General features: G+C 72.5%; 8 protein-coding genes and 1 pseudogene. 3 read left to right on the forward strand and 6 right to left on the reverse strand.

What is annotated here, in order from left to right; all coding sequences use genetic code 11:
- The first annotated feature begins 435 nt into the window (after nt 1–435).
- A complete protein-coding gene (locus tag NQU54_RS47495; RefSeq protein WP_069870056.1) occupies nt 436–822 on the forward strand; it encodes a VOC family protein in 387 nt (128 codons plus the stop codon).
- Nucleotides 823–974: 152 nt separating this feature from the next.
- Here the strand turns inward: NQU54_RS47495 and NQU54_RS47500 are convergent, their stop codons facing one another.
- Nucleotides 975–1,772: a S1 family peptidase gene (locus tag NQU54_RS47500; RefSeq protein ID WP_069870059.1), complete on the reverse strand. Its 798-nt coding sequence runs from the start codon at nt 1,770–1,772 to the stop codon at nt 975–977.
- A gap of 265 nt (nt 1,773–2,037) precedes the next feature.
- On the opposite strand from NQU54_RS47500, the gene NQU54_RS47505 reads away from it, so the two are divergent.
- Together NQU54_RS47505 and NQU54_RS47510 are read left to right on the forward strand one after the other, a co-directional pair.
- On the forward strand, nt 2,038–2,928 hold the full coding sequence (locus NQU54_RS47505) for a hypothetical protein (RefSeq protein ID WP_079257246.1): 891 nt from the start codon (nt 2,038–2,040) through the stop codon (nt 2,926–2,928).
- A gap of 61 nt (nt 2,929–2,989) precedes the next feature.
- On the forward strand, nt 2,990–3,463 hold the full coding sequence (locus NQU54_RS47510; protein ID WP_069870063.1) for a PPOX class F420-dependent oxidoreductase: 474 nt from the start codon (nt 2,990–2,992) through the stop codon (nt 3,461–3,463).
- A gap of 12 nt (nt 3,464–3,475) precedes the next feature.
- Here NQU54_RS47510 and NQU54_RS47515 read toward each other — a convergent pair whose 3' ends face one another.
- The 5 genes and pseudogenes from NQU54_RS47515 to NQU54_RS47535 form a co-directional block, all read right to left on the reverse strand.
- A complete protein-coding gene (locus NQU54_RS47515; RefSeq protein ID WP_257636479.1) occupies nt 3,476–4,975 on the reverse strand; it encodes a glycosyltransferase family 39 protein in 1,500 nt (499 codons plus the stop codon).
- An 87-nt stretch (nt 4,976–5,062) separates the two neighbouring features.
- Nucleotides 5,063–6,136: an ABC-2 membrane transporter-related protein gene (locus tag NQU54_RS47520; RefSeq protein WP_257636480.1), complete on the reverse strand. Its 1,074-nt coding sequence runs from the start codon at nt 6,134–6,136 to the stop codon at nt 5,063–5,065.
- Entirely contained in the window at nt 6,133–7,065 is a 933-nt protein-coding gene (locus tag NQU54_RS47525) for an ABC transporter ATP-binding protein (RefSeq protein ID WP_257636481.1), read from the reverse strand. Before NQU54_RS47525 ends, NQU54_RS47520 begins: the two co-directional genes overlap by 4 nt.
- On the reverse strand, nt 7,062–7,484 hold the full coding sequence (locus tag NQU54_RS47530; RefSeq protein WP_257636482.1) for a GntR family transcriptional regulator: 423 nt from the start codon (nt 7,482–7,484) through the stop codon (nt 7,062–7,064). The genes NQU54_RS47525 and NQU54_RS47530 overlap by 4 nt, the downstream gene beginning before the upstream one ends.
- Before the next feature lie 240 nt (nt 7,485–7,724).
- Nucleotides 7,725–8,606, reverse strand: a pseudogene (locus NQU54_RS47535) (glutamate synthase subunit beta); the annotation flags it as partial.
- Nucleotides 8,607–8,658: the final 52 nt, after the last annotated feature.

Genomic DNA, 8,658 nt, shown 5'->3' on the forward strand with positions numbered 1-8,658 from the left:
CGGGGCTCCGCCGCGTGCGGGGCTCCGCCGCGTGCGGGGCTCCGCCGCGTGCGGGGCTCCGCCCCGGACCCCGGAGTCCAGGCCCGGATTTCTCTCCGGCCTCCCGCCCGGGCTGTCCCCATGGCTTCCGGCCGGGCTTCCCCGACGGTCTCCGCCCGGGCTGTCCCCATGGCTTCCGGCTTGGCTTTCCTGACGGCCTCGGGCCGGGCTTTCTGGCGGCCTCGGGCCGGGCCGTCCCCGTGGCCCACTCCGGACGGAGCCGTTCCGGGCCGGCGGGTGTCCGGCGGATCGGCGCCTGCGGCGGGCCGTTCCCCTCCCCGCCCCCGTCCCACGGCTGGGGCTCCGCCCCTGGACCCCGGGGTCTGGGGCGGAGCCCCTGTAACGGGAAGGGGCGGGGAGGGGAGAGATCCGCCGGACACCCCATAGGGTCCCCATATGATCGCGACGCTCCAGTGCACCGTCATCGACTGTCCCGACCCCGCCGCACTGGCCGCCTTCTACGGGCGGATCCTGGGCTGGCGGGTGAACGACAGCGATCCCGAGTGGGCGACCCTGACCGCCGAGGACGGCCGGCGGCTGGCCTTTCAGCTGGCGCCGGACCACCAGCCGCCGCAGTGGCCGGATCCGGCCTATCCGCAGCAGATCCATCTGGACTTCGACGTGGACACGCGCGAGGACGCGGAGCGCGCGCGGCGGGAGCTGATCGAGCTCGGCGCGACGTTTCTGCGCGACAGCGGCGGGGAGCGCTCGGGTTTCCAGGTCTTCCAGGATCCGGCCGGACACCCGTTCTGCATCTGCTACGGGCAGACGGAACAGAACTGATCGGGCTGATCGCGCTGACAGCGCTGACAGCGCTCATAAAACCAGGCGAGCCGACACAGCCCACACAGCCGACAGACCCGGCAGAGCCGACCGGGGTCGGCCCGATGGCCGGGCCCCGGTCGGCTCTCGGTGGAGTCGAGGCTGAGGAGGGGTCAGCCGCCGAGCTGGGTCGCGCCCGCCTTGATGTCCTTGGCGAAGGTGCTCACCTCGGTGTAGACACCGGGCTTGCCGGGCCGTGCGCAGCCCTCGCCCCAGCTGACGATGCCGACCTGGATCCACTGGCCGCTGTCGTCCTTGCGGAACATCGGGCCGCCGGAGTCGCCCTGGCAGGTGTCCACGCCGCCCTCGGCCATCTTCCCGGCACAGATCTCCTCGCCGGTGACGAGCTCGTCGTACGCGGACTTGCAGGTGGCGTCGTCGACGAACGGCACGCTGGCCTTGAGGAGGTAGCGCTGCTGGCCGCCGCCCTCGACGGCGGCGCCCCAGCCGGCCACGGTGAAGTCGCCCTTGTTGTACGCCGTGGTCTCGGCGATCTTCAGGGTGGGCTGGTCGATCGGCTTGGCCAGCTTGATGAGCGCCCAGTCCTTGCCGGTGCCGTTGTAGCCGGGGGCCTGGAGCACCCGGGTGGACTTGACCTTGATGGCGCTGGAGCTCTGGAGGTCGACGACGCCCGCGGTCGCGGTGATGGAGGTGTCGGCGCCGCTGCCGTCCACACAGTGGGCGGCGGTGAGCACGATGTCCTGGGTATAGAGCGCGCCGCCACAGCCCATGGACAGCCGGACCATGAAGGGGAATTCGCCCTGGGCGGCGCGGGTGCCGCCGACGACGGAGGGGCTCGGCTCGGGGCCGGTGGGCTGGGCGTTGGCGCTGCCGGGGGTGAGGCTGAAGGCTGTGAGGGCGACCGCGCCGAGGGCCGAGGCTCTCTTGATGTGCTTCAGGGTCTTCCGCAACGGACTGTCCTTTCGTGGGGGGTTCGGTGCGCATGTCAGGCTCATGCCAAGCTCGAAATGCGGCTGCGCCGCATGCCAAAAATCCGGAAACCTCTCCGAAATCCCATGGATGAGCCGGTAAAACGCCCTGTGATTATGTGGAGCGGGTCAACGGGGTGACAAGGGTCGGTTTCAAGCCAGCGCGGCCTACCCACCGCCCGGCCGAACGACCGTAAGGTTGAAGTGAGACAGGGCGCACGGCTGGCGACGGGCACGGGGTGACGGCGTGGCGGCACCGGGCAGCGACATCGAGCACGGCTATCCCCACCTGGACACCGTCCGGGACGCGATCACCGCGCTCTACCGCCGTCTGTCCCGCGACACGGTGGACACCTTCGGGCTCAGCGTGGTCCCCGGCGATGTGGCCTTCTCCGACCAGGACGACCTCTACCTGGGCGTTCAGCGGGTCGCCCGGGTCATGGTGCAGCATCTGCGGCTGCCCGACGCCCGGATGATCGTGAGCTTCCGGGAGATGCGGCACGCGGGAAACGTGGAGCTCGCCGCGGGCCCGGAGTACTTCATCGAGCTCAACTCCCGCTTCAAGACCCACCGTCGGGACATCGGGGCGGCCCTCGCCCACGAGGTCACTCATGTGTATCTGCACCGACTCGACCTGTGGCTCCCCGGCACACGCGACAACGAGATCCTCACCGACACCACCGCCGCCTATCTCGGCACGGGCTGGTTGCTGCTCGACGCCTACCGCCAGGACGCGGTTTCCAGCCAGAAACTGGGCTATCTGACACCGGAGGAGTTCGGGTACGTCCTGGCCAAGCGGGCGCTGCTCTTCAACGAGGACCCCTCCCCCTGGTTCACCTCCCCGCAGGCGTACGAGGCGTACGCCAAAGGGTTGGAGCTGGCCCGCCACGACCAGGCCCGGCCGCCGCTCGCCGCGGCCGGCTGGACCGGCCGCCGCCGCTATGCCAAGGACCGCCGCTCGGCCCAGTCCGGCCACCCCTCCCCCGCCACCGGCGGCGACTACGTCTTCGACGGCGGCCCTCCGCTGAGCGTCTCCTTCCCCTGCCCGACGTGCCGTCAGCGCATCCGGGTCCCGGTGCGCGGGCGGCTGCGGGCCCGCTGTGCGCTGTGCCGTACGGTCCTGGAGTGCGACACATGACGCCGGGCCGGGCCGTGGCCGTACGGGGTTGGAGTGCGCTCGACGTCGTACGCTCGCCTGCATGAGCCCCTCCATCGCCACCAACACCCGTGTCTCCCTCGATGAACTGCTGGAGTTCGTACGCCCGCGCCACCGTGCGCTGCTGATGACCCGCCGGACGGACGGCTCGCCCCAGGCGTCCCCGCTGACCTGCGGAGTCGATGACTCCGGCCGTATCGTCATGTCCACCTACCCCGAGCGCGCCAAGGTGCGCAACGCCAAGCGCGACCCGGCCGTGAGCCTCGTGGTGCTGTCCGACGAATGGAACGGCGCCTGGGTGCAGATCGACGGCGCCGCCGAGGTGATCGACGTCCCGGAGTCCATCGAGCCGCTGGTCGAGTACTACCGCAATATCGCGGGCGAGCACCCGGACTGGGACGAGTACCGCGCGGCCATGCGCAAGCAGGGCAAGTCGCTGATCCGGGTCACCCCCGAGCGCTGGGGCCCGATCGCCACGGGCGGCTTCCCGGCCCGGCTGGTGGAGAGCGAGGGCTGACGGGACGCCGGATCAGCAGGCGCCGGGGCGGCCGTACAGCACGATCCGCATTCCGGTGACGTCCCTGACGGCGCATCGGTGGAAGTGCTCCGCGAGCACCTCCCGCTTCACCCGCTCCTGAGGGGTGTCGTCCAGCGGCTGACCGGGCGGGTCGTTCACCGTGACGATCCGCCCGGCCGTCAGCATCCGGGCCCGGATCCGCGGGGCGGGCAGTTCGATGCCGTGCAGCGTGCCCGAGGGGATCGCGTGCCGGGCCAGTGCCGGCTCCCGCAGCCCCCGGAAGTCCTGCGGGCTGGACATGATCGGCTCCCGGCGCCGGGCGGGCATGAAGAGCACCCCGTCGCCGGGGCGGCTCAGCTCCCGTACGGCGCGCGCCGCCGCGAGCGGGTCGTCGAGCCGGCTCTCCGGAGTCCGCAGGTGGAGGGAGTACGGCAGCAGGGCCGCCCCCGCGACCACCGCCAGTGCCCCGGCGAGCGCCCTCGGAGCGGCGACGGTGTGCGAGAGCGCGTCCAGCCGGGCCCCGATCAGCAGCGCGAGGCCGGTATGGGCGTAGAGCACGTACCGGTCGACGTAGAGCGGATGGAGATACGACACCGCCAGCAGCGCGGCGGGCGGCAGGATCAGCAGCGCCACCGCGAGATCGCGCAGCGGTACGGCGCCCCGCGCGGGCAGCGGCCCCCGGGCACAGACCAGGCCCGTCAGGGCGAGCGCGCCGAAGCCGAGCAGTTCGGGCGGGCCCGGCGGGGAGATCCAGCCGACCAGCGCCGCCTGCTGCTGACTGACGATCACCAGCGGGGTCAGCACCACCGCCGCCACGGCCGCCGACTGCCCCCAGGCCCAGGCGGACCGCGCGCCCCCTCGGGCCCGGTACAGCGCCACACCGTGCGCGGCAACGGCCAGCACCGCGAACTCGTGCAGCAGACAGGCCAGCGAGGCGACGACGGCGTATCCGGCCCAGGTGCGTTTGCGGGGCCTGGCCACGGCGCTCAGCAGCAGATGCGTGGCCGCGACAACGGCGGCGCAGACCAGGGCGTACGACCGCCCTTCCTGCTCGTACCGCTGCACCGCCGGGAACAGCGGGAAGACCAGCCCGGCGGCGAGTCCGGCACGGGGCCCGGCGAGCCGCTGCCCGAGCAGTCCGACACCGGCGGCCGCGGCGGCCATGGCCAGCACCGAGGGCAGCCGGAGGGCGACCAGCCCGCCGTCCCAGAGGGCGAAGACGCCGTGCATGAACAGGTAGTAGAGGCCGTGCACCACATCGGCGTTGCCGAGCAGGCGCAGGATCTCACCGACGCTCCGATGGGCGACCTGATACGTCGTCGACTCGTCCCGCCACATGCTGTTCCCGCGGCGGATCCCCCACAGCCCGAGCGCCAGCGCCAGCCCGGCCGGGGCGAGCCAGACCGCGGCCCGCCCGGCGCGCCCCGCGCGGCGGGACGCCGGGACCTCCGGCGACGCCGGGCGGGTGCGTGGGGCGGCCCCGGCGGTGTCGAGGGCAGGCGAGAGGGACATGGGTGGGGAACTCCGATCGGAGCTGAAAGGTGGGGCCGCGGCGAGGTGAGGGACCGCGGAGGAGTGAACGGACCGGGATGGGCGCAGTCAGGCCCGCCCGCGCCTGATCCACCACAGGCAGACCGCGGCGAGCGCGACGGCCGCGGCCAGGCAGATCCCGGTCTGCGTCCACTGCATGGGCCAGTAGTGGCTCGCCGGGTGCAGTTCTTCGTACCACCTCCGAGTGGCACCGAACCGCTCGAGACAGCGGTTCCAGGCGTCCTCACTGTCGGTCGCGGACGAGCAGCGGTCCAAGGGGACCTTCTCCCCGGAGCGGGTCAGAAAGCCGCCGCCGAGATCACGCCATGCGGTGAAGTAGACGTTTCTGGGGATGCTTGGGAAGGCGCCGGGCGCGTCGGAGACCACCGTCCACGGCGTCATCAGATGGGGGCGCAGGGCGTCGAGCCCGTACTGGACACCGGCGGTGGCCCCCAGGGTGACCGCCATGGCGGGGACGGTGCGCCGCAGCAGCAGCCCGGCCGCCGCGCCGAGGAGGAAGGCCGGCGGGGCGAGGGCGACGGCCGCGGGGCCGGTCGCGTCGAACGGCACGGCGGTGCCCCAGGCGATGTCCTGGAGCTGGGGCCGGGCCGCCCGCCACCACCAGGTGTAGAGGGCCGCGAGGACCGCGGTGCCGGTCGTGACGGCGGTGAGCGGGAGCGCGAGTTTGGCGATGAGCCAGCGGGTCCGGCCGACGGACTGGGTCCACACCAACCGGTGGGTGCCCGTCTCCAGTTCCCGGGCGAACAGGGGCGCGCCGATGAAGACGCCGATCAGCGCCGGCAGGGCGATGAGCAGCCGTCCGGTGTTGAGCAGCGGTGTGCGGTAGGTGTCGCTGAGGTGGCGGAGCGCATCGGCCGTCGGGCTGGTTCCGTCGCGGGGATCGATGTCCCTGCCGTGGCAGAGTCCCTCCCAATTCTGTTCCGTGCAGCCCTGGATGTCGTGCGCCCGCACATAGCCCATCATCTCGGCGCGCTGCCAGACGATGTACGCGGCGATCGCCACGACCACGGCCAGGCCCGCCCAGAGGGCGGCCCGGTGCTGCCGCGCCACCAGCCACACCAGCCCTCGTACACGGGGCCGGGTGCCGGCTGACGCCCGGACCCGTATGCCGATCGCGCTCATGCCTCCACCTCCGTACCGGTCGTCCGGGCGTCGGCCGTGAACAGCGGCGGGGCGTCGGGAGCGCGCAGATAGCCGAGCAGGACGTCCTCCAGGGAAGGTTCGGTGACGATCCAGCCGTCTCCGGCCGGGGCGTCCGCCGGGCGGATCAGCGCGGTGAGCTGACGGCCTGTCGCACGGGTCTCGACCACGGTGTGGCGGGCGAGCGCGTCCGGTGTTCCGCCCCCGGCCGCGCGGGGGCCGGTGACGAGACGGTGAGCGGCTTGGATGGCGTCCGCCTCGCCCGCCAGCCGGATCCGGCCGCCGCCCATCAGCAGCAGGTAGTCGCAGACGCCGTCGAGTTCGGCGAGCACATGGGTGGAGATGACCACGCCGGTGCCGCGCTCGGCGGCCTCGGCCATCAGCACACCCATCATCCGGTGGCGGCGCAGCGGGTCCTGGTCGGACATCGGCTCGTCCAGGAGGAGCAGATCGGCGCGTTTGCCGAGGGCCATGGCGAGGGCCACACAGGTGCGCTGGCCGCCGGAGAGCGAGCCGACGCGGGCGGACAGCGGCACCTCGCCCTCCGCCACCACCCGTTCCGCGGTCTTCTGGTCCCAGCGGGGGTTGAGCTCCCGGCCCAGGCGCAGGGTGTCGGCGACGGAGAAGCGCGGGTAGAGCGGCTTGTCCTGGGCGACGAAGGCGATGCGCGCACGGGCCCCGGGGGCGTCGGAGGACCGGCCGAAGACCCGCAGGGTGCCGGTGGTCGGGGTCAGCAGACCGGCGGCGAGGGAGAGCAGGGTGCTCTTGCCGGAGCCGTTGGGGCCCACCAGGGCGCAGATCCGCCCGGCGGGCAGCCGGAAGGCGACATCTCTCAGGGCCCAGCCGCGTCGGTACTTCTTGCCCAGCCCGGACGCCTCCAGCGCGCCGGACGCGTCGATCTCGTCGGTCACCCGTTCTCCTCGTGTCCACGCTCGCCGGGGGCGGCGGTCTTGCCGAAGCGCTCTTCTAGGACCGAGGCCACCAGCGCCGTCACGTCCTCGTGGTCGAGCCCGGCGGCGCGGGCCCGGTCGGTCCAGTCGGCGAGCTCCGCGCGCAGCGGTGAGTCCGCAGCGGCGCCGGGCCGTGCCAGCGACCGGCGGACGAAGGTGCCGAGGCCCGGCCGGGGCTCGACCAGCCCTTCGCGCTCCAGCTCGCGGTATGCCTTCAGGACGGTGTTGGGGTTGATGGCGGTGGCCGCGACGACCTCCCTGGCCGTGGGCAGCCGGTCCCCGGGCTCCAGCAGTCCGAGGCGGAGCGCCTGCTTGGTCTGCTGGACGATCTGCAGATAGGTGGCGACGCCACTGCGCCGGTCGATGCGGTACTCGACCATCCGCCTCACCACCCTTTCACTAATCAGTTAGTGGAATGATGGTGGAACGCACCTGAGGGAATGTCAACCCGGGGCGGTGCCGACCGGCCCGAGGAACGTCGGCCGGCCCGAGGGACGGCCGAAACGCCACGCGGCGCCTTCCCCCGGTCGGGAGGGGGAAGGCGCCGCGCGGCCGGTCCGTACGCCGTTGTACGGGCGGAGATCCGGGAAACCCGGAAGGCAGGGAGAAAGGGCTGGGGGTCAGACCACGAGGGCCCGGTCGGTGGGGCGGATCGGGGCGGGCAGCTCGCTGGCCCCGGCCAGATAGCGGTCCACGCCGCGCGCCGCGGAGCGGCCCTCGGCGATGGCCCAGACGATCAGCGACTGGCCGCGGCCCGCGTCACCGGCCACGAAGACACCCGGCACATTGGTGGCGAAGTCGGCATCGCGCACGATGTTGCCGCGCTGGTCCAGCTCCAGGCCGAACTGCTCGACCAGGCCGTTCTTCTGGTCGGTGCCGGTGAAGCCCATGGCGAGGGTGACCAGCTGGGCCGGGATCCTGCGCTCGGTGCCCGGCTTCTGCTCCAGCTTGCCGTCCTTGAACTCCACCTCGATCAGGTGCAGCCACTGGACATTGCCGTCCTCATCGCCCTCGAAGTGGCTGGTGGAGACGGAGTAGAGCCGCTCACCGCCCTCCTCGTGCGCGGAGGTGACCTTGTAGAGCATCGGGAAAGTCGGCCAGGGCTGGTTGGCGTTCCGCTCATCGCCCGGCCTCGGCATGATCTCCAGCTGGGTGACGGAGGCGGCGCCCTGCCGGTGGGCGGTGCCGACGCAGTCCGCGCCGGTGTCGCCGCCGCCGATGACCACGACATGCTTGCCCGCGGCGGTGATGGGGGCCGTGGTGAGGTCGCCCTCCTGCACCTTGTTGGCCAGCGGCAGGTACTCCATCGCGAAGTGGATGCCGTTCAGCTCGCGGCCCGGGACCGGCAGATCGCGCGAGGTGGTGGCGCCGGCCGCGATGACCACGGCGTCGTACCGCTTGCGCAGCTTGGCCGCGTCGATGTCGCGGCCGATCTCCGTCTCGGTGCGGAACTTGGTGCCCTCCGCGCGCATCTGCTCGATACGGCGGGTGGTTGGGCGCTTTCCCCTCTTTTACTCCGGGGGGGCGTGGCGCAGAGGGGAGCGGGAGAGCGCG

This window comes from Streptomyces malaysiensis subsp. samsunensis (assembly GCF_024519315.1).
In the GTDB taxonomy this organism is placed as follows: domain Bacteria; phylum Actinomycetota; class Actinomycetes; order Streptomycetales; family Streptomycetaceae; genus Streptomyces; species Streptomyces malaysiensis.

Coding starts and splice junctions, on each gene's coding strand:
- NQU54_RS47520 (WP_257636480.1), bottom strand. CDS start 6,136: ATGAGCGCGATCGGCATACGGGTCCGGGCGTCAGCCGGCACCCGGCCC.
- NQU54_RS47495 (WP_069870056.1), top strand. CDS start 436: ATGATCGCGACGCTCCAGTGCACCGTCATCGACTGTCCCGACCCCGCC.
- NQU54_RS47530 (WP_257636482.1), bottom strand. CDS start 7,484: ATGGTCGAGTACCGCATCGACCGGCGCAGTGGCGTCGCCACCTATCTG.
- NQU54_RS47515 (WP_257636479.1), bottom strand. CDS start 4,975: ATGTCCCTCTCGCCTGCCCTCGACACCGCCGGGGCCGCCCCACGCACC.
- NQU54_RS47510 (WP_069870063.1), top strand. CDS start 2,990: ATGAGCCCCTCCATCGCCACCAACACCCGTGTCTCCCTCGATGAACTG.